The sequence below is a fragment of the Caulobacter sp. SLTY genome (genome assembly GCF_009905535.1).
Taxonomy (GTDB): Bacteria; Pseudomonadota; Alphaproteobacteria; order Caulobacterales; family Caulobacteraceae; genus Caulobacter.
Genome location: NZ_JAAALA010000002.1, coordinates 22847 through 41192, shown reverse-complemented (window position 1 = coordinate 41192; position 18346 = coordinate 22847). Strand labels below are relative to the sequence as shown.

17 protein-coding genes and 1 pseudogene are annotated in these 18346 nt (G+C 68.3%); 11 read left to right on the top strand and 7 right to left on the bottom strand.

The annotated features are described in order from the left end of the window. The first annotated feature begins 65 nt into the window (after nt 1-65). The 4 genes from GVN21_RS01405 to GVN21_RS20655 all read left to right on the top strand — a co-directional run bounded on the left by GVN21_RS01405 (nt 66) and on the right by GVN21_RS20655 (nt 3916). Nucleotides 66-1010, top strand: a complete 945-nt coding sequence (locus GVN21_RS01405; RefSeq protein ID WP_166572916.1) for an SMP-30/gluconolactonase/LRE family protein — start codon at nt 66-68, stop codon at nt 1008-1010. Nucleotides 1011-1085: 75 nt separating this feature from the next. Next, nucleotides 1086-1487 carry a hypothetical protein gene (locus GVN21_RS01400; protein ID WP_166572915.1) on the top strand — a complete coding sequence of 134 codons (402 nt, stop codon included), beginning with the start codon at nt 1086-1088 and terminating at the stop codon, nt 1485-1487. Nucleotides 1488-1600: 113 nt separating this feature from the next. Next, on the top strand, nt 1601-2287 hold the full coding sequence (locus GVN21_RS01395) for a M23 family metallopeptidase (protein ID WP_346764199.1): 687 nt from the start codon (nt 1601-1603) through the stop codon (nt 2285-2287). Between the two features lie 33 nt (nt 2288-2320). Continuing rightward, nucleotides 2321-3916 (top strand): MATE family efflux transporter, encoded by a 1596-nt coding sequence (locus GVN21_RS20655; RefSeq protein WP_240902703.1) that lies wholly within the window; start codon nt 2321-2323, stop codon nt 3914-3916. A 190-nt stretch (nt 3917-4106) separates the two neighbouring features. On the opposite strand, the pseudogene GVN21_RS20650 reads toward GVN21_RS20655, so the two are convergent. Next, nucleotides 4107-4838: pseudogene (locus GVN21_RS20650) on the bottom strand (HWE histidine kinase domain-containing protein); the annotation flags it as partial. Between GVN21_RS20650 and GVN21_RS01385 the strand changes: the two are divergent. Next, nucleotides 4837-5817 carry an alpha/beta hydrolase gene (locus tag GVN21_RS01385; RefSeq protein WP_166572912.1) on the top strand — a complete coding sequence of 327 codons (981 nt, stop codon included), beginning with the start codon at nt 4837-4839 and terminating at the stop codon, nt 5815-5817. The pseudogene GVN21_RS20650 and the gene GVN21_RS01385 overlap by 2 nt on opposite strands. Before the next feature lie 88 nt (nt 5818-5905). Here the strand turns inward: GVN21_RS01385 and GVN21_RS01380 are convergent, their stop codons facing one another. Both GVN21_RS01380 and GVN21_RS01375 read right to left on the bottom strand, forming a co-directional pair. Further along, nucleotides 5906-7990: an alpha/beta fold hydrolase gene (locus GVN21_RS01380; RefSeq protein ID WP_166572911.1), complete on the bottom strand. Its 2085-nt coding sequence runs from the start codon at nt 7988-7990 to the stop codon at nt 5906-5908. A gap of 77 nt (nt 7991-8067) precedes the next feature. After that, nucleotides 8068-9054, bottom strand: coding sequence for a D-glycerate dehydrogenase (locus GVN21_RS01375; protein WP_166572910.1), 987 nt, complete (start codon nt 9052-9054; stop codon nt 8068-8070). 111 nt (nt 9055-9165) lie between these two features. Here GVN21_RS01375 and GVN21_RS01370 point away from each other — a divergent pair, with 111 nt between their 5' ends. The 5 genes from GVN21_RS01370 to GVN21_RS01350 all read left to right on the top strand — a co-directional run bounded on the left by GVN21_RS01370 (nt 9166) and on the right by GVN21_RS01350 (nt 13857). Further along, nucleotides 9166-9705: an SH3 domain-containing protein gene (locus tag GVN21_RS01370; RefSeq protein WP_166572909.1), complete on the top strand. Its 540-nt coding sequence runs from the start codon at nt 9166-9168 to the stop codon at nt 9703-9705. Between the two features lie 82 nt (nt 9706-9787). Continuing rightward, nucleotides 9788-10309: a 3-hydroxyacyl-[acyl-carrier-protein] dehydratase FabA gene (gene fabA / locus GVN21_RS01365; protein WP_166573047.1), complete on the top strand. Its 522-nt coding sequence runs from the start codon at nt 9788-9790 to the stop codon at nt 10307-10309. 57 nt (nt 10310-10366) lie between these two features. Continuing rightward, nucleotides 10367-11578, top strand: a complete 1212-nt coding sequence (fabB, locus tag GVN21_RS01360) for a beta-ketoacyl-ACP synthase I (RefSeq protein ID WP_166572908.1) — start codon at nt 10367-10369, stop codon at nt 11576-11578. Nucleotides 11579-11823: 245 nt separating this feature from the next. Beyond that, nucleotides 11824-12981 carry an FAD-dependent oxidoreductase gene (locus GVN21_RS01355; protein WP_166572907.1) on the top strand — a complete coding sequence of 386 codons (1158 nt, stop codon included), beginning with the start codon at nt 11824-11826 and terminating at the stop codon, nt 12979-12981. A gap of 54 nt (nt 12982-13035) precedes the next feature. Beyond that, on the top strand, nt 13036-13857 hold the full coding sequence (locus GVN21_RS01350) for an enoyl-ACP reductase (RefSeq protein ID WP_166572906.1): 822 nt from the start codon (nt 13036-13038) through the stop codon (nt 13855-13857). Between the two features lie 148 nt (nt 13858-14005). Here the strand turns inward: GVN21_RS01350 and GVN21_RS01345 are convergent, their stop codons facing one another. Genes GVN21_RS01345 through GVN21_RS01335 form a run of 3 tightly spaced genes read right to left on the bottom strand, consistent with a single transcriptional unit; the run spans nt 14006 to nt 17320 of the window. Beyond that, complete coding sequence (locus GVN21_RS01345) at nt 14006-14611, bottom strand: TetR/AcrR family transcriptional regulator (protein ID WP_166572905.1); 606 nt, start codon at nt 14609-14611, stop codon at nt 14006-14008. A gap of 1 nt (nt 14612) precedes the next feature. Further along, nucleotides 14613-16208, bottom strand: a complete 1596-nt coding sequence (locus GVN21_RS01340) for a DHA2 family efflux MFS transporter permease subunit (protein WP_166572904.1) — start codon at nt 16206-16208, stop codon at nt 14613-14615. Further along, complete coding sequence (locus GVN21_RS01335) at nt 16205-17320, bottom strand: HlyD family secretion protein (RefSeq protein ID WP_166572903.1); 1116 nt, start codon at nt 17318-17320, stop codon at nt 16205-16207. Before GVN21_RS01335 ends, GVN21_RS01340 begins: the two co-directional genes overlap by 4 nt. A gap of 164 nt (nt 17321-17484) precedes the next feature. On the opposite strand from GVN21_RS01335, the gene GVN21_RS01330 reads away from it, so the two are divergent. Further along, nucleotides 17485-17925: a hypothetical protein gene (locus GVN21_RS01330; RefSeq protein ID WP_166572902.1), complete on the top strand. Its 441-nt coding sequence runs from the start codon at nt 17485-17487 to the stop codon at nt 17923-17925. Between the two features lie 57 nt (nt 17926-17982). Here GVN21_RS01330 and trxA read toward each other — a convergent pair whose 3' ends face one another. Next, the gene (gene trxA / locus GVN21_RS01325) at nt 17983-18315 is read right to left on the bottom strand and encodes a thioredoxin (protein WP_166572901.1); all 333 of its coding nucleotides are present in this window, start codon (nt 18313-18315) and stop codon (nt 17983-17985) included. Nucleotides 18316-18346 lie beyond the last annotated feature (31 nt).

Sequence of the window (18346 nt, the reverse complement as noted above, 5' to 3'; positions counted from 1 at the left end):
CTGCGCCCAGCGGGAATAGTGCCGCCGCCGCCGCCCGCAGAGGCGGACCACACAGGGAGCGCCGCATGGCCTGGATCGAGACCGCCGCCTTCAGCAGGATCGCCGAGGGCATCGACCGGCCCGAGGACGTGGTGGTCTCTCACGACGGCCGCATCTTCGCCTCCGACCACCAGTGCGCGGTCGCTGAGATCCACCCAGACGGGTCCTTCACCCGCCTGGGCCCCAAGGGGGGCGCCCCCAACGGCATCAACCTGGACGCCCAGGGCCGGGTGCTGATCGCCAACTTCGGCATCTATGACCGCGAGGACGGCCCGCTGCAGCGGTTCGACCCGGTCAGCGGCCTCCACGAAACCCTGCTCACCGAGGTCGAGGGCCGACGACTGACCAGCGCCAACTATCCGGTCGTCGACCGGGCGGGAAACATCTGGTGCGCCAACTCCACCCACGCTGAAACCTGGCCCCAGGCGCTGGACGGCCGCGCCGACGGCTTCCTGTTCGTACTGCGCCCGGACGGCTCGGCCAGCGTGGTCGCCGAGGGGCTGAAATTCCCCAACGGCCTGGCCCTGAGCGCCGACGACAGCACCCTCTACTGCGCCCAGACCAGCGCCGCCGACGTCATGGCTTTCGAGGTCCTGCCCGGCGGCTGGCTGGGCGAGGGCAAGCGCTACGGTCCCCAACTCGGCCGCCTGCTGGGCGCCGAGGCGGTGGTCGACGCCGCCGCCTCCAGCGGTCACGAGGACGATCTCGGCTATACCGACGGAGTGGGCATGGATGCCGACGGCAACCTCTGGGTCTGCCTGCCCGCCGCCAACAAGGTGGTGGCGATCACCACCTCCGGCGCGGTCGAAACCGTGTGCCACGACCCCTCCGGCCAGGTCATCAACCACCCCACCAACGTCACCTGGGGCGGCGCGGACCTGAAGGACCTCTACATCGGCTCGATCCGCGCCCCCTATGTGCTGAAGGCCCGCAGCCCGGTGGTCGGGATGGCGATGCTGCATCAAAGGTAGTCGGGATCGGCGCCGGTCGGCCGACCGCGCCTGCTTCGGCATTGCGCATCCTTTCAGCCGGAAAAGGGGTGGGCGATGCGATACCTTTGTCTTCTTGCACTGGTTCTGACCGCCGGTTGCGGCGAGACGGGCCTCTGCGTCAACACGGAAATCCGGCGTCTGGCGTCTCCGGACGGGCGGCTCGAGGCGGTTCTGTTCGAGCGAAACTGCGGCGCGACAACAGGCTTCAGCAGCCAGGTGTCCATTCTGGCCGCCGGCGCCGCGCTCGATCCCGTAGGCGGGAACGCTCTGGTCATTGACGCCGACCATGGCGCCGCGCCGACCGAAGCCTGGGGCGGGCCGGAGGTCGAGATGCGATGGATCGGACCGCGCACCCTCCGCCTGCGCCATCACCCCGCCGCAAGGGTCTTCCACGAGGGCGACCGGATCGCCGGCGTGGCCATCGTCCGCGACGCCTCACCACACCTAAACCGCTGATCTAACTCGGAAAGCGGCGTTAGGTCGCAACAATGTGGCCGGATGAGCGCCTCAATTTGGGGGTATTGGCCGCCTTGCATCATCCTTCCCCTCCCCCGAGAATTGGATTTCCAGTGCCGCGTAATATCTCGAAGGGCTGGCGCTCTGCGCCGGCCCAGGTGATCGGCCTTGCGCTGATTTTCAGCCCGGTGGCCGCGCTCGCCCTGGCCGGCGCCCCCACCGCCCTGGCCCGCCAGGACGGCGGGATCCTCGCCCCGGTCAAGCGACTGATGAAGAAGACCGCACCACAAGTCACCCAGCCCGCCATGAAGATCGTCTGGCGCGGTCTCGATATCGATGGAGACGGCGCCCCGGACTTCGCCAACCCCACCGGCATGGCCCCGCGCGGCCATGACGACTTCGGCGGCGGCGGCTTCGGCGCCTCGCGGGACGGCGGCGTTCGCCAGCACGAGGGGGTCGACTATGCGGCCACCGCCGGCCAGGCGGTGCTGAGTCCGATCAGCGGCTTCGTCACCAAGATCGGCCTCGCCTACGCCGGCGATGACTCCCTGCGGTTCGTGGAGATCAGCAACCCCGCACTCGGCTATGTCGCCCGCGCCTTCTACGTCGATCCGACGGTCACCGTCGGCCAGGCCCTGCGGCTGGGGGAACGCATCGGCACGGTGGTCAGCTTGCAGTCCCATTACCCCGGCATCACAGACCATGTGCACCTGGAAATCAGCCGCGACGGTCTCGGCCGCCTCAACGCCACGGATCTGATCCTGGCCCATCAGGTGCGGATCAAGCCCGCCAGGGGGTAGGAACTTCGGACCGATGCGGCGTATTGGGAAAGGATGCCCCCTCCCCACCACCGCGCCGGAGACCTGACCGAGGGTCCCATCGCGCGGACCCTGGCGGTTTTCGCCCTGCCGGTGCTGGGGACCAACGTCCTCCAGTCGCTCAGCGCCTCGATCAACGCCGTCTGGGTCGGGCGCTTCCTGGGGGAGGCGGCGCTGGCCGCGACCTCCAACGCCAACCTGGTGCTGTTCCTGCTGCTGGGCACAGTGTTCGGCATCGGCATGGCGGCCACCATCCTGGTCGGCCAGGCCTACGGGCGCGACGACGAGGTGCTGGCCCGGCGGGTGGTCGGGACCAGCCTGACCTTCTTCTTCGCCATCTCGGTGATCTTCGCCGTCGGCGGCTGGCTGGGGACCGACGCCATCCTCAGCCTGATGGGCACGCCGCACGACGCCCTGCCGTTGGCCGGGGCGTATCTGCGGGTCATCTTCCTGGCCCTGCCGCTGATGAACTTCTCGGCCCTGCTGATGACCATCCTGCGGGGGGCCGGCGACTCCACCACCCCCTTCCAGTTCATGGGCCTGTCGGTGGTGCTGGACCTGGCCTTCAACCCGGTGCTGATCCTGGGCCTTGGGCCCTTCCCGGAGATGGGTATCGCCGGCGCCGCCATGGCCACCCTGATCTCCCAGGCCATCGCGCTCGTCGCCCTCCTGATCCTGCTCTACGTCCGCAAGCACCCCCTGCGGCTGGTCGGCCCCGACCTCGCCTACCTCAAGCCCGATCCCGTCCTGCTGCGCACCCTGGTGGCCAAGGGCCTGCCGATGGGGCTGCAGATGATCGTCATCTCCGCCTCGGCGCTGGTGGTGATGAGCCTGGTCAACAGCTTCGGCTCGCGCACCGCCGCCGCCTACGGGGTGGCGGCCCAGCTGTGGACCTATGTGCAGATGCCGGCCCTGGCTATCGGGGCGGCGGTATCCTCGATGGCGGCCCAGAATGTCGGCGCCGGCCGCTGGGATCGGGTGGCCCGCGTCACCCGCGCCGGGATCGGCTTCAACCTGTTGCTGACCGGGACCATGGTGGCTGTGCTCTATGCGGTGGCCGGTCCGGCCATGAGCCTGTTCCTGCCGACCGACCCCCAGGCGGTGGCGATCGCCGTCCATATCAACGCCCTGGCGGTGTGGACCTTCATTCCCTTCGGCGTGACCATCGTGCTGTTCGCCACCGTGCGGGCGACGGGCGATGTCTGGCCGCCGCTGGTCATCCTGGCCCTGTCGATCATCCTCGTCCGCATCCCCTTCGCCTACCTGCTGGAGCCGGTCTGGGGGGCGGACGCGGTCTGGTGGAGCTTCGCCTTCGGGTCGGCGGTGGCCCTGGCCCTGTCGGCCGCCTACTACAAGGCCGGCCGCTGGAAACAGGCGCGGATGCTCGACGACCGCTCGCCCGGCGGCGAGGCGCCGGACACCGGCCATGGCCTGCCGCGCGAACGGGCCGTGGTGACCCGGACGGCTCTCAATCCCGTGGTTGGGGCGCCGGAATCGCCAACCGCACCCGCAAGCCCTCCGGGGCCCAGGTCTGGGTCAGACTCGCCGCCATCTGGCGGGCCAGCTGGGTCATCAGCCGCGAGCCGAACCCCGGCTGGCCCGGACCGCTGAGCGGCGGCCCGCCGGTCTCCATCCAGTCGAGGGTCAGGGCTCCGTCCGCGTCGACCGCCCAGCTGATCGCCACCCGGCCGTCCTGAGTCGACAGCGCCCCATACTTGCTGGCGTTGGTGGCCAGCTCATGGATCAGCATGCTGACCGGCTGGGTGTTCTGGGGGCGCAGATGCGCCGCCGGCCCGGCGATGCTGAACCGCTCGGGCGTGGTCAGCACGCTCATCGACTCCCCGACCAGCATGTCCAGCGGCGCCCCTTCCCAGCGCCGGTCGGCCAGCGCCCCCTGGGCCCTCGCCAGCGCCGCCACCCGGCCGAACACCGCCTCCTTGTAGCTCTCGATGTCCGGGGCGTCGGTCAGCCGCACGATGGCCTGCACCACGGCCAGGGCGTTGCGGCTGCGATGGTCCACCTCCCGCGCCAGCAGCTCCCGCGCCTCCTCCGCCCGCTTGCGCTCGGTGATGTCGTGCAGGGACACGCCGATGCCGCCGTCGGTCATCGGGGTGATGCGAATCTCCACCGTCCTGTCGGGGCGCCATCGTGAGGGGCTCTCGAACGCCGCCTTCTTGCGCTGGTCCATGGCCCGGCGGCAGACCATCTCGAACGGTGTGCCGACGCCTTGCGGGAACACCTCCCACATGTCCTTGCCCAGCACATCCCGCCGCGAGACCCCGAAATAGGCCTCCGCCGCGCCGTTGAAGATGACGTACTTCCAGTCCGGACTGACCGCGTAGAAGGCGTCGGAGATCGCCTCCAGCACCGCTTCCAGACGCGCATCGTTCGAGGGGTCGGACAGGGAGGTGCTCGCGCCAAAGGGGCCTGGCGACAACCTATCGGCACATCGCCTCCGGCGAAAGCGGCTACCCGACAATCGCCATCCGACATACCCTCCCGCCAAACCAATGCTCTGGGGAGGGCGAGCCATGAAACTGTTGGGCAGGATCCTGCTGGGCCTCGTCGCCCTCATCCTCGTGGTGGCCGTTGTCGGCTGGCTCAGCCTGCGGCGCGGCGAGATCCCCTGGGAGACGCTGGAAAAGAAGTACGCCAACGCCGAGAGCCAATGGGTCGATCTGCCCGGCGGCCACCGGGTCCACTACCGCGACCAGGGCAATCCGGACGGACCGGTGCTGGTGCTGGTCCACGGCTTCGCGGCCAACCTGGAGACCTGGGAGCCCTGGGTGGCGCGGCTGGGCAAAGACTATCGGATCGTCACCCTCGACCTGCCGGGTTTCGGCCTGACCCGATCGCCCAAGGGCTACCTGCTCACCGAAACCGCCTTCGACGACGCGGTCACCGGGGTCGCCGACCATCTGAAGCTTGGCAAGTTCACCCTGGCCGGCAACTCGATGGGCGGCGGCGTCGCCTGGCAGTACGCTCTCAACCACCCTGAGCGGCTCAATGGCCTGGTGCTGGTCAACGCCGCCGGCTGGCCTGCCGAGGGCGACCGCAAGGGCTCGCCCATCGCCTTCAAGATCCTCGCTAATCCGGTCGGTCGTTTCCTGTTGAAGGATATCGACACCACCTCGATCACCCGCCAGGGCCTGCGCTCGGCCTTCGAGCCGACCCCGGACATGGCCACCGACGCCATGGTCGCCCGCTATGTCGAGATGTCCCGCGCCCCCGGCCACAAGGAGATCATCATCGGCATGAACTCTGGCCCCGACCGCCGTCGCTACGCCACCAAGGCCGAGCTGTCCAAGATCACGGTCCCCACCCTGGTCCTCCACGGCGACACCGACCTGCTGATCCCCGTCGCCGCGGCCGGCAAGTTCGGCGAGGCCATCCCCGGATCGAAGGTCATCGTCTACGAAAAGGTCGGCCACGTTCCCATGGAACAGATCCCCGACCGCTCCGCCGCCGATCTGGACGCCTGGCTCAAGGCGCTGCCCGTGGCCAGGCCCTGACTATTTCAGGACGCCATCGAGGAATCCGACGGCGAGGTTGCCCCGCACCGCACGGTGTCGTCAACCGGGGAGATTTACAACTGTGGCCTCAACTGAAGGCCTTGCCGATGAACCGAATCGACTCGGCCAGCACCTTCTTGCGGTTGCTCTCCGACCAGCCGCTGTGGCCCTCGCCTTCCAGCTCGATCAGTTCGTAGAGCTTGCCGGCCTTCTTCAGGGTCTTGGCCATGGCCCGCGACTGTTCCGGCGACACGATGGTGTCGTCCGTGCCGGTGATCATCAGCACCGGAGCCTGGATCTCCTCGGCCCGCTGCCGTGGCGAGTGGGCGCGCAGCAGCGCCTGGTCGGTCTTGGGGTCGCCCATGCTGGACACCCAGTAGGCATAGGTCTCGGAGTCGGCCCCGTCCTCCTTGCGGGAGAAGGCCAGGGAGTCGATCAGGTCGAAATCCCCGGCGATGGCCACGGCGCAGCGGTAGAGCGCCGGCTGGCGCACCACCCCCATCATGGCCGCATAGCCGCCGTAGGAGGCGCCCATGATCGCCAGTCGCTTCGGGTCGGCGACGCCCGAAGCCACCACCTGCGCCACCGCATCCTCGACGTCCGCCTGCATCCGGTCGCCCCAGTTCCTGCGGCCGGCCTCCCCAAAGCTCTTTCCGTAGCCGCCCGAGCCCCGGAAGTTGGGCTGCAGCACCAGCCAGCCCTTGGCGCACAGCGCCTGGACCCAGACGTTGTAGTCGAAATAGTCGCGAACCTCCGGCCCGCCATGCGGCATCACCACCATCGGGGCCGGCCCGGTCGTATTGATCGGATGCGACAGGAAGGCGGTGATCTTCGCCCCGTCGCGGCAGGCGACCTGGAGCGTCTCCATCCGCGCCAGCCGCTCGGGCTTGAGGTGCTCATACTGGTCGCCCAGCACGTCCACGTGGCGGGTTTTGACGTTGTAGTAGACGAACTGCCCCGGCTGGCGCGGCCCGGTGACCTGGAACAGGAAGTGGCTGTGGTCGAGGCTGGCGTCGTAGAGGGCCAGGTTGCACTCGTCCTTGTAGAAGCGGTTCAGCGCCCGATAGTGGCGGGCCAGGTCCGGATCCTGGAAGCCGTACTCCTGGCGGTCCCGCTTGTAGGACACCCCGATCAGCCGATCGGCCTCGTCCATCGCCACGCCGGTGACGTCCGCGCCCTCGATGGCCTTGAACGGCTTGCCCATGGCCAGGGTGCGGATATCGAACAGCTTGATCGAGGAAAACTCCTCCTCCTCCGCCCGGTGCGAGACCAGCAGCACCCCCGGCTCCTGGGTTGAGCCGACCACGTCGATGTCGGTATAGCGCTGCATCTCGTTGCGCCGCGTCCTGCGGATCAGCTTCCAGTGCTCCTCGCCCGGCGCCCGGCCGTAGACGCTGAAGCTGGTGCCCCGGGTGTTGGAATCGAAGCGCAGCACCGGGGCGCCATCCTGGATGTACCAGCCGTCGGTCGCCCTCACGCCCAGCTCCGACAGCTGGGCCTCGCCGGTGATCACATTAACCCGGTAGAGGCCATAACACCCCCGACCCGACTCCCACTTCTGCATCAGAACGTAGTTGTCCTCCTTGGGCAGGCGGTCGACGAGGTTGCCGAGGTCGAATTCCCGCCTCACCGCCTTGGGCTGGTTGCCGAACAGCACCACCGGCGAGGCGCCGTCGACCCCGACCGACAGCACCCGCCGGACGGGCAGCGGATAGAAGTAGGAGCCCGACTGCAGGCCGTAGAGGTTGCCCTTCTGGTCATGCCGCATGACCACCCAGATCAACAGCCGCGCGTTGCTGGCCCATTCGACCTGTTCCACCTCGAATTCCCCGACCCGCACATAGGTCGGCTTGGCGGTCAGGTCGGCGGAGCGGTTGAGCAGAACGAAGGCGGTGTTCTTGCGGATCGTCTTCGGCTCGCCCCGGGCGGTGTTGGGGTTGGGAACCTGTTCATGCACCACCCGCAGGGAGGCGATCTGGGTCCCGTCCGGCGACAGGGCCACGTCCAGCAGGCCGGCCGGCTTGAACAGCTCGTCCAGTTCCGGCGGCTTGGCCGATGCGGACGGCGCGGCCGCCATGGGCTCGGCCGCCCTCACGCCCTCCAGGCTGAGAGGCGGAATAGCAAAGCCCGCGCCGAGGATCCCGGCCGCGAGCTGGCGGCGAGTGAGCTGCAAGGGGGCGCTCCCGATACCCTGGGAGCGAAGATTGCTGTTCTGTAATGTCCGCCGTCAAGCGCGGAGCGCGATCGGCGCTACAGCATCGACGGAATGACCCGATCCGGGGGCCGGTGGCCGTCCATGAAGGTCTTGATGTTGACGATCACCTTCTCGCCCATGTCGATCCGCCCCTCGACCGTGGCCGACCCCATGTGGGGCAGCAGCACGACGTTGGGCAGCTTCAGGAGCTTGGGATTGATCGCCGGCTCGTGCTCATAGACGTCCAGGCCGGCGCCGGCGATGTCACCGCGGGCCAGCATATTGGCCAGGGCGCCCTCATCGATCACCTCGCCCCGCGCCGTGTTGACCACGATGGCATGGCTCTGCAGCAGCTTCAGCCGGCGGGCCGACAGCAGATGATAGGTGGCCGGGGTGTGCGGGCAGTTGACCGAGATGACGTCCATCCGGGCCAGCATCTGGTCGAGGCTTTCCCAGTAGGTGGCCTCCAGCTCCTCGGCGATCCGGGGGCTGACGGGCTTGCGGTTATGATAATGGATCGACAGGCCGAAGGCCTTGGCGCGGCGGGCCAGGGCCTGGCCGATGCGGCCCATGCCGATGATCCCCAGCCGCTTGCCCCAGATCCGGCGGCCCAGCATCCAGGTCGGCGACCAGCCGTGGAAATCCCCCGACTGGACAACGTTGGCGCCCTCCACCACCCGGCGGCTGGCGGCCATGATCAGCCCCATGTTCAGGTCGGCCGTGTCCTCGGTCAGCACGCCGGGCGTGTTGGTCACGATGATGCCGCGCTGGTTGGCGGTGGCCACGTCGATGTTGTCCACGCCCGCGCCGAAATTGGCGATCAGCTTCATCCGCTCGCCGGCCCGCGACAGCAGGCGCGAATCCAGCCGGTCGGTGATGGTCGGCACCAGCACGTCGGCGCGGCCGAGCGCATCGAGCAGCTGTTCGCCGCCCATGGGCTTGTCATCGACGTTCAATTCGGTGTCGAACAGCTCCCGCATCCGGGTTTCCACCGGATCGGGCAGCTTGCGGGTGACAATGACTTTGAGTCTTTTGGCGGGCATGACGCTTTTGGAAGGCAAGGGGCGCCGCCCGGGCGGGCGTCGATTGACCCTTATCAAAGGGGGCCGGGAGGGCCAAGCGACTTGCGGACCATCGATTGCCGGAGAGACGCGATGCTGAAGCCGCGCGCAGCGGCCGTTCTGGCGGCCCTGGCCGCCCTGGCCCTGGCCCTGGCCGGCTGCGGCGAGGCCCAGGCGACCCGCTGCAAGACCAAGTCCGGTTTTCCGGTGCCCCGGTTCGTCTCCCTGAAGTCCGGAGAGGTCAACGCCCGCAATGGTCCCGGAGAAGATCACCGCATCCTGTGGACCTGGCGGGTGAAGAATCTGCCCCTGCTGGTGGTCGCCGAGAGCCGCGAATGGCGCAAGGTTCGCGACCCGCAGGGCGGGACCGCCTGGGTCAAGGCCCAGATGGTCGATACCGCCCGTTCGGTCATGCGGGTGAAACCGGGGGAGCTGCCGCTGCTGGCCGAGCCCAAGCCGGGGGCGAAGGTCGTGGCCTACCTGCGATCCGGCGCCGTGGCGCTGCAGCTCAAGAACGCCAAGGGCTGGAGCCGGCTGCAGGCCGGGGGCGAAAAGGGCTGGGCCCCCGAGGGCGAGGTCTGGGGCGGCGGGCCGGAACCCGGCTGCGAGGGCGTCAAGGTTCCGGCAGGTTGAGACGGGAAGGGCGCCGTGCTACCCCGCGCCCCCAACAGTCTGTTTTGAGGAACCGCCGCCACAGGCGCGGCTTTGGATGTTCATGACCCAGGACCGCAAGTCTTCCTTCGATTACGACGACCTGATCGCCTGCGGCCTCGGCGAGATGTTCGGTCCCGCCAACGCCCAGCTTCCGGCTCCCCCCATGCTGATGATGGACCGGATCAACCTGATCACCAACGAGGGCGGCCACTACGGCAAGGGCGAGATCGTCGCCGAGCTCGACATCAATCCGGACCTCTGGTTCTTCAAGTGCCACTTCATCGGCGACCCGGTGATGCCCGGTTGCCTGGGCCTGGACGCCATGTGGCAGCTGGTCGGCTTCTTCCTCGGCTGGTCGGGCGCCCCGGGCAAGGGCCGGGCGCTTGGCGTCGGCGAGGTGAAGTTCGCCGGCCAGGTGACCCCGAACATCCAGAAGGTGGTCTACCGCATCAACCTCAAGCGGGTGATCATGCGGAAACTGGTCATGGGGATCGCCGACGGGGTTCTGGAAGCCGACGGCAAGCCTATCTATGAGGCCAAGGACCTGCGCGTGGGGCTTTTCGACCCCGCGACCATGGTCTGACGCGTCCAAAACAGAAGAACGAACGTTCAGTCGTCTTAGGGAACTTAAGGAGCAGGCATGCGGCGTGTTGTCGTCACCGGCATCGGCATCGTTTCGTCGATCGGAAACAACGCCAACGAGGTGCTCGCCTCCCTGCGCGAGGCCAAACCCGGCACGACCTTTGCGTCGGACTATGCCGAGCTGGGCTTCCGCTGCCAGGTCAAGGCGGTGCCAGACATCGACTGGGAAGCCATGGTCGACCGTCGCGCCGCCCGGTTCCTGGCCGCCGGCACCGCCTATGGCCACATCGCCATGGAACAGGCGATCGCCGACGCCGGCCTGGAAGAGGGCGAGATCAGCCATGAGCGCACCGGCCTGATCGTCGGCTCGGGCGGCCCCTCGACCAAGGTCATCGTCGAGGCGGCGGCCATCACCCGCGAAAAAGGTCCCAAGCGCATCGGCCCCTTCGCCGTGCCCAAGGCAATGAGCAGCGGCCCCTCGGCCGTCCTCGCCACCTGGTTCAAGATTCGCGGCCTCAACTTCTCGATCAGCTCGGCCTGCGCCACCTCCACCCACTGCATCGGCTCGGCCTACGAGCAGATCGCCTTCGGCAAGCAGGACATCATCTTCGCCGGCGGTACGGAGGAGGAGGACTGGACCCTGTCCAACCTGTTCGACGCCATGGGCGCCATGTCCTCGAAGTTCAACGACACGCCGAAGACGGCGAGCCGCGCCTACGACAAGGACCGGGACGGGTTCGTCATCTCGGCCGGCGCCGGCATCCTGGTGCTCGAGGAATATGAGCGGGCCAAGGCTCGAGGCGCCAAGATCTATGGAGAGATCGTCGGCTATGCCGCCAACAGCGACGGCTTCGACATGGTTGCCCCCTCGGGCGAGGGCGCCGAGCGCTGCATGAAGCTGGCCCTGGAAACCGCCGGCAACCGCAAGATCGACTACCTCAACCCGCACGGCACTTCGACCCCGGTCGGCGACTCCAAGGAGACCACCGCGGTCCGCAACGTGTTCGGCAAGAACGCCCCGTTGATCAGCTCCACCAAGTCCCTGACCGGCCACAGCCTGGGCGCCGCCGGGGCGCAGGAGGCGATCTATTCGATCCTGATGCTGAACAACGGCTTCGCCGCCGAAAGCGCCAACATCGAAAACCTCGACCCGGAATTCGCCGACCTGCCGATCCTGACCGCGCGGTCGGACAAGCCGCTGGAAACGGTGATGAGCAACAGCTTCGGCTTCGGCGGCACCAACGGCTGCCTGATCATGAGCCGGGTGTAGGCGGCGGCTAGCTCATTGCTCTCCCCCATGAAATGGGGGAGTGGATTTGGCGAGCGCTGCAAGCGAGCCAAACCGAGGGGGTCCCCACCGCCGGTGGACCGTTAATACCTGACCGCCGGCGCTGCCCCGCCTCCTGGTCCGTCGCTCGCGCTCCGAACCGTCCTCCGCCCCCTCTCGGGGGCGGAGAGCGAACTGCATCAACTCCGCACTCCCTATCAGGACCGATATCGCGCTAGCCTCCGCTCATGCGCCTCGCTCCTGATCGTCGCACCCTGCTGCTTGGCCTCGGCGCCGCCGGCCTCGCGCCCCGCGTCCTTGCCCAGCCCCGCTTCGTCGTCCCGCCGCTGGCGCCGCTGCGCATGGAGGTCGACCGGATCACCAAGATCACCGTCTGTGTCCGGCCGTTCCGCGCCGCCGGCCCCCGCCTCGACGTCGAGCGCGTCGCCGGCAAGCGGGTGGTTCACAACTACGGCCACGGCGGCAGCGGCTGGTCCCTCTCCTGGGGCAGCGCCCAGATCGCCGCCGGCAAGGCCCTGGAAGGCGGGGTCAAAGAGGTGGCCGTCATCGGCTGCGGGGCCATCGGCCTGACCACCGCGCTCACCCTGCTGCGCGCCGGCGCCAAGGTGACCATCTACGCCAAGGACCGCGCGCCCTACACCCGCTCGGCCCGCGCCACCGGCACCTGGAGCCCAGACAGCCGCGTCGCCGACGCCGCCAAGGTGGATGCCGCCTTCCCCGCCCTCTACGAGCAGATGGCCCGCACCTCCTACGCCGCCTTCCAGACCCTGCTGGGACTGCCCGGCGAGCCGGTGGCCTGGACCGACCGATACACCCTGTTCGACGGACCGGACCCGGGGGTCACCTTCCCCCAGCGCCCGACCACCGTCCCCGACATCCGCTTCTTCGGCGTGCCCCTGCGCAATCTCGCCCCGCATTGGAACGACCTGGAGCCGTCGCAGCACCCCTTCCCCGTCGCCCGCGCCCGGCACGGAACCTCGATGCAGTTCAACGTCGCCGAATTGGCCCACCTGCTGACCAGCGACTTCCTGCTGGAGGGCGGCCGGATCGAGACCCGCACCTTCAACACCCCTGCCGATCTCGGCCGGCTGAAGGAAAGGGTGGTGGTCAACTGCACCGGCTACGGCGCCCGCGCCCTGTGGAGAGACGAGACCGTCATCCCCGTGCGCGGCCAGATCACCTGGCTCGCCCCCCAGCCGGAGGTCCGCTACGGGCTCTACTATCGGCATGTGAATGTCCTGCCCCGGCCGGACGGGATCGTCGTCCAGTACGGCGGCGACAGCGAAATGTGGGGCTATGGCTCCGAGGACGAGACGCCGGACCTGGCCGAGGCGGAAGCCTCCATCCGCACCATCGCCCCTCTTTTCGAGGCGCCCAAGGCCTAGCCTCCGGCGTTCAAGGCCCTATAACCCGCCGAAAGCTTCGAGGAGACGCGGCGCATGGCCGAAGACTACAGCTTCCCCAAGGGCGACCTGATGGCGGGCAAAAAGGCCCTGATCATGGGCGTGGCCAACCACAACTCCATCGCCTACGGGATCGCCTCCCAGCTGGCCGCCCAGGGCGCAAAGCTGGCCTTCGCCTACCTGCCGGATATGGAAAAGCGGGTCCGGCCCCTGGGCGAAGCCATCGGGGTGGAGGACTTCATCCCCTGCGAGGTCACCGACGACGCCTCGATGGACGCCGCCTTCACCGACCTGCAGAGCCGGTTCGGCGAACTGGACGTGCTGGTCCACTCCATCGCCTTCGCCAACAAGGACGAGCTGAAGGGCAGCTTCGTCGAGAACACCACGCGGGAAGGCTTCCTGACCGCGATGAACATCAGCGCCTTCTCCTTCGTCGACGCGGCCAACCGCGCCGCCAAGATGATGAAGCCGGGCGGCGCGATGGTCACCCTGACCTACCTGGGGTCCGAGCGGGTCATTCCCAACTACAACACCATGGGTGTCGCCAAGGCGGCCCTGGAAGCGGCCACCCGCTACATCGCCCGCGACCTCGGTCCCAAGGGCATCCGGGTCAACGCCATCAGCGCCGGGGCCATGCGCACCCTGAGCCTGGCCGGCATCAGCGGTGGCCGCGGCCTGCTCAGCCAGGGCCGGATGTTCAGCGCCCTGAAGGAAGACACCTCGATGGAGGGGGTCGCCGGCTGCGCGCTGTGGCTGCTGTCGGACCTGGGCCGCTCGACCACCGGCGAGGTCATCCACGTCGACGCCGGCTTCCACATGATCGGCCTGCCGGACGAGTTCGCGAACCAGGCGGGGTAGCTACCTGGGGACTGGTTGGCCGCTCTGCGGCCTACCTGTCCCCCGTCAGCGCCGGCGACCGGTTCCGGACTCGGTCGGAGGGCGCTTGCGCTCAAGGTCGGCGCAAGCCGGGGACGGGAACACGGCTTCGCCGCGATCCAGTCCCCCGTTAAACCGAATACGCTCGCATGAATATCCGCGCCGCCTCTGTCGCCAGCCGGTCGATCTCCGCCTCCGTCAGCCCGGTCGGCAACCGCAGCAACGCCTGGATCTGGCGGTTGGCCATTACCATGCCGCCGAAGAATTCGGCCGCCTGCATGGGGTCCTCGACCTTCATCCGCCCGGCGCGGGTTTCCAGCTCCAGATACTCAGCCAACTGGCCGCGGGAACGCATCGGGCCATTGGCATAGACCTCCCGCGCAAGTTCCGGCAGCTCGCCGGCGCTCTGGATGGTCAGCCGCATCAGGCTGTAGCCGCCCTTCTCGATGACCACGAGCAGGCTGCGCGCATAGGCGGCCAGGGTCTCTTCCGGATGCTCCTCGGCGCCGGGCGAGCGCAGGGGGGCGGTGATGCTGTCGACCCGCTTTTCGACCAGGGCCTGGATCAGCTCGGTCTTGCCGCCGTAGCGGTTGTAGATCGTCTGTTTCGACACCCCGGCGCGGCGGGCGATCTCCTCGATCGGGGCGGCCAGGCCGCGTTCGGCCAGCACCTCGGCGGCGGCGTCGAGGATGGCTTCGGTCTTGCTGCTGTCGATCTGGCCGACGAGACGGGGCATGTCAGTGGGCCTCCGCGAGGGCGGCGGGGTCCGGCGGCGCCTTGGCCGGCCGGGCCAGCAGGGCCAGGCAGGCGGCGATCCCGCCAGCAATGGCCAGCAGGGTGAAGCCGTCGCCGAAGGCCAGGATGGAGGCCTGCTGGTTGATGAAATACTGGAACGCCTTCATCGCCGCCCCGTCCGGGTCGGGGCTGCCGCCCATCGCCATCCGCTGGCTCAGCGCGGCGATCATCGCCTGGGCGTCGGGGGAGGAGACGCCGATCTTCGATGTCAGGTTGGAGAAGTGCACCGCCGTCTGGGTGGTCAGGGTTGTGGACAGGGCGGCCATGGCCATGGCCCCGGCCGTGTTGCGGGACAGGTTGATCAGGCCCGAGGCGTCCTTGACCATCGCCTGCGGCAGGGTGGACATGGTCATCTGGGTGGTCGCGATCATGGCGATCATCACCCCGCAGCCGCGGAAGGCCTGCAGCCAGGCGAACTCCCAGAAGCCCCATTCGCCGGTTATGTCGTGGCCCAGCCACATGCCCCAGGCGACCATGCAGAAGCCGATGAACATCGGGATGCGCGGATCGACGGTGCGCGCCACCTTGCCGACCAGCGGTCCGGTGATGAACATCGCCAGCCCGGAGACCAGCATCGTCGTGCCGATCTCCGCCGAATTGTAGCCGCGCACCCGCCCCAGGTAGAGCGGCATCAGGAAGGTGCCGCCATAGAGGGCGGCGCCCGACACCGTGGTCATGATGATGCCCAGGGTGAAGTTGCGGTCGCTGAAGGCTTTCAGCTGCACCAACGGCTTGTAGTAGGTCAGGCAGCGCCAGACGAAGATCGCGCCGGTGACCGCCGACAGCACGCTCAGCCAGAGGATGATGTCGTCGGCGAACCAATTATCCTTCGAGCCCTCCTCGACGACGTAGGTCAGGGTCATCAGGAAGACGGCCATGGCTGCCAGGGCCGTCCAGTCGAAGCCCTTGGACAGGCTGGGGTCGCCCTTGTCGAAATTGCCGTAGCGCCCGACCAGGAACAGCGACAGCAACCCCGGCCCGACGTTCATGAAGAACAGCCAGTGCCAGCTCAGCGCCTCGGTCAGGTGGCCGCCTATGGTCGGGCCGACGGTTGGGGCCAGGGTGACGATCATCCCCGTGGCGACATTGGCCATGATCCGCTTTTCGGGGGGAAAGGCGGTGAAGGCGATGGCGAAAACCGTCGGCACCATGGCCCCGCCGATGAACCCCTGCAGGGCCCGCGACACGATCATGAACTCGATGCTGGTCGACATCCCCGCGATGACGCTCATCACGATGAAGCCGGCGCAGCTGACCATGAACACCTTCTGGGTGCCCCACAGCCGGCTGAGGTAGGCCGACAGCGGGATCATCACCACCTCGGGGATCAGGTAGGCGGTCTGGATCCAGCTGACCTGATCGGCGCTGGCCCCGATGCCGGCCTGGATTTGCGGCAGGCTGGCGGCCACGATCTGGATGTCGAGGATGGCCATGAACTGGCCGATGGCCATGCCCCCGAAGCCGAGGAACAGCTTGGTCCAGTTGACCGCTGGCTGCTCGGCGGTGGAGGCCGGCCCCGTCAGGGCGGCGGCGGTCATTGCGGGGCCGAGGTCTCGGGCTTGGCGGCCAGCTGGGGCGTGGCCGCGCCGCTCTCGGCGAAGCTCTGGCCCGAGCGGACACGGACATCCACCTTGACCTCAAGCGACAGCCCGGGGCGCAGGGCGCCGGCCATCGGCTGGTCCTTGTCCACGACGATCCGCACCGGCACCCGCTGGGCGATCTTGGTGAAGTTGCCGACCGCGTTCTCGACCGGGATCAGGGCGAACTCGGCGCCGGTGGCCGGAGCGAAGCTGTCGATATGGCCCTTGATGGCCTGTTTTCCGAAGGCGTCGGCCTTGATCTCCACCGGCTGGCCGATGCGCAGGCGGGCCAGCTGCGTCTCCTTGAAATTGGCCAGCACATAGGTCTCGCCCAGCGGCACCACGACCATCATCGTCTGACCGGGCTGGACCAGCTGGCCGACCCGCACCGAGCGGGCCCCGACCACCCCGGCGACGGGGGCGCGGATCACCGTGCGCTCGAGATCGAGCCTGGCCTGCTGCACCTGGGCGCGGGCGGCCTGGACCTGGGCCACCTTCTGGGCGCGGGCGGAGCCCAGCGACTGGGCGGCGCGCTGTTCGGCGACCAGGGCGGCCTCGGCTGCCTCCACCGAGGCCTTGGACTGGGTCTCCCCGGCCTTGACCTGCTGCAGCTTCTGTTCGGAGACCCAGCCCTTCTCGGCCAGCTCGCCATAGCGCTTGGAATCGACCGCCTGGCGGCCGGCGTCGGCGCGGGCGCTCTGCACCCCGGCCGCCTTCTGGGCGATCATCGCCTGTTCGAGGATGGCCCGGTCATCCACCGCCTGGACGTCGGCCTCCAGCGCCTGCTGGTTGGCGATGGCCTGGTCGAGCCGGGCCTGGATGGTTGCCGGATCGATGCGAGCGATCACTTGGCCGGCCTCGACCCGCTGGTTGTCGGCGACCAGCACCTCCAGCACATAGCCGGAAACCTGCGGGCTGATCTGCACCGTGTCGGCCTGGACGAAGGCGTTGTCGGTGCCCTCGAAGCTCTGCTTGCCATGCCACCAGAAGACGCCGCCAACCAGGATGGCGACGCCGACCACCCCCGCGACAGCCATGGGAACGAGTTTCTGCCTGGAGATGGACGGCATGGAGGGAGAGCCCCGAGACGCGAATGACAAAATTGGACGGCGGCGTCCGAAAATGCCCTATCGCCGGGCCGAGCGCGTCGCAAGAGATAAATGGACGCACGGGTCCAGTTTTCAATCCACGCTCAGCGCTTTTCCGTTTGGCCGACTGCCGGTAGTGTCGCCGCATGGACCGGATATCCCCTTCCTCCCTGCGGCTTGTCGTTCTGGGTCTCGGCGCCTGCGCCGTGGTCGGCCTTTGGATGGGGCTCGACGGCTCCCTGCGGCGCGACGCCCCGGACTGGACCGGCGGCGGCCCGGCCCCGGTCGCCGCCACGTCTGGCCCGCCCGAGGCCAAGCCCTACGACCCCGATGCTGTGAAGCTGACCTCGCCCGCCCCGGCGCCCGCGCCCAAGGCCCAGGCCAAGACCGAGGAGCCGCCGAAAGCCGCGCCTGTCGAAACCGCCGACATCACCGAGCGCACGCCCGCGGCCCCCGCCGCCAAGCCGGCGACCCCGCCCGCCAAAGCCCCTGCGGCCAAGACCCCTGCGCCGAAAGCCGACCCGATCGGCGACCTGGTCCAGGAAAGGACCGCCCCGGCAGACCCTCAGCCCGAAGTGCCGTTCTAAGCAAAAGGGCGCCGCCCCTTCGGACGACGCCCTTTCAAACTCACGGTCTTTCGGCGATCACGCCGCCTTGACGCCCGCCTCGGCCAGCCAGTCGACGATCTTCTGCTTGGTCACCGCCCCGCGCATCATCGAGGCCATCTGGCCGCCGCGGAACAGCATCAGGGTGGGGATGCCGCGCACCGCGTAGCGCGAGGGGGCCATCGGGCTGTCCTCGACGTTGACCTTGGCGACCGTCACATGGTCGGCCAGCTCCTCGGCGATCTGGTCGAGAGCGGGGGCGATCTGCTTGCAGGGGCCGCACCATTCGGCCCAGAAATCCACCAGGACCGGCTTGTCGGCCTGCAGCACATCCTGTTCGAAGGTGTCGTCGGTGACCTTCACGGTGCTCATGGCATACTCCTTGTTTGAGCCCACCATGTAG

Excerpts from the sequence above, each read along its gene's own strand:
- GVN21_RS01375 (WP_166572910.1), bottom strand. The coding sequence starts at position 9,054 with ATGCCCGCCAAAAGACTCAAAGTCATTGTCACCCGCAAGCTGCCCGAT.
- GVN21_RS01385 (WP_166572912.1), top strand. The coding sequence starts at position 4,837 with ATGAAACTGTTGGGCAGGATCCTGCTGGGCCTCGTCGCCCTCATCCTC.
- GVN21_RS01370 (WP_166572909.1), top strand. The coding sequence starts at position 9,166 with ATGCTGAAGCCGCGCGCAGCGGCCGTTCTGGCGGCCCTGGCCGCCCTG.
- GVN21_RS01340 (WP_166572904.1), bottom strand. The coding sequence starts at position 16,208 with ATGACCGCCGCCGCCCTGACGGGGCCGGCCTCCACCGCCGAGCAGCCA.
- GVN21_RS01350 (WP_166572906.1), top strand. The coding sequence starts at position 13,036 with ATGGCCGAAGACTACAGCTTCCCCAAGGGCGACCTGATGGCGGGCAAA.
- GVN21_RS01400 (WP_166572915.1), top strand. The coding sequence starts at position 1,086 with ATGCGATACCTTTGTCTTCTTGCACTGGTTCTGACCGCCGGTTGCGGC.
- GVN21_RS01345 (WP_166572905.1), bottom strand. The coding sequence starts at position 14,611 with ATGCCCCGTCTCGTCGGCCAGATCGACAGCAGCAAGACCGAAGCCATC.
- fabB (WP_166572908.1), top strand. The coding sequence starts at position 10,367 with ATGCGGCGTGTTGTCGTCACCGGCATCGGCATCGTTTCGTCGATCGGA.
- GVN21_RS01405 (WP_166572916.1), top strand. The coding sequence starts at position 66 with ATGGCCTGGATCGAGACCGCCGCCTTCAGCAGGATCGCCGAGGGCATC.
- GVN21_RS20655 (WP_240902703.1), top strand. The coding sequence starts at position 2,321 with ATGCCCCCTCCCCACCACCGCGCCGGAGACCTGACCGAGGGTCCCATC.
- GVN21_RS01330 (WP_166572902.1), top strand. The coding sequence starts at position 17,485 with ATGGACCGGATATCCCCTTCCTCCCTGCGGCTTGTCGTTCTGGGTCTC.
- GVN21_RS01355 (WP_166572907.1), top strand. The coding sequence starts at position 11,824 with ATGCGCCTCGCTCCTGATCGTCGCACCCTGCTGCTTGGCCTCGGCGCC.
- GVN21_RS01335 (WP_166572903.1), bottom strand. The coding sequence starts at position 17,320 with ATGCCGTCCATCTCCAGGCAGAAACTCGTTCCCATGGCTGTCGCGGGG.
- fabA (WP_166573047.1), top strand. The coding sequence starts at position 9,788 with ATGACCCAGGACCGCAAGTCTTCCTTCGATTACGACGACCTGATCGCC.
- trxA (WP_166572901.1), bottom strand. The coding sequence starts at position 18,315 with ATGAGCACCGTGAAGGTCACCGACGACACCTTCGAACAGGATGTGCTG.